Here is a 355-nt window from a genome sequence, read left to right as displayed (position 1 = left end):
AGCTCGAGAGATGCAGTCGAAGCTTTTGTGACTGTTCCGACAGCCCAAACTCCTGTTGTGGAGTTGTAGGTTCCTTGACTTGGCGTTGCAGAAACAAATGTGAGACCGGCTGGCAGCAAATCTGTTACAACCACACCTGTTGCACTATTAGGTCCATTATTTGCGACAGTGACGGTGATAGTTATAGTATCTCCTACATTCGGTGTTGCGTTATTCACAGTATTTGTGATGGAGAGATCTGCCTGTTGGGGAGTTACAGTTTCCGATGACGTATTGTTGCCTGTATTTGGGTCAAACTGGTCAGCGTGCGATATAGTCGCTATGTTTGTTTGCGTAGCCGATAAGACAACCACAG

Annotated in this window: 1 protein-coding gene; it reads right to left on the bottom strand. The window is 46.5% G+C overall.

Annotated elements, in window-relative coordinates:
- A partial coding sequence (locus E0485_RS24415) for a DUF11 domain-containing protein (protein WP_132420624.1) occupies window positions 1–355 on the bottom strand: 355 nt, incomplete at both ends.

The organism is Paenibacillus albiflavus, from assembly GCF_004344915.1.
GTDB classification, from domain to species: Bacteria; Bacillota; Bacilli; order Paenibacillales; family NBRC-103111; genus Paenibacillus_AM; species Paenibacillus_AM albiflavus.
Note: the sequence above shows the minus strand (reverse complement) of the source record. Positions and strands in the feature narration are given on the sequence as shown.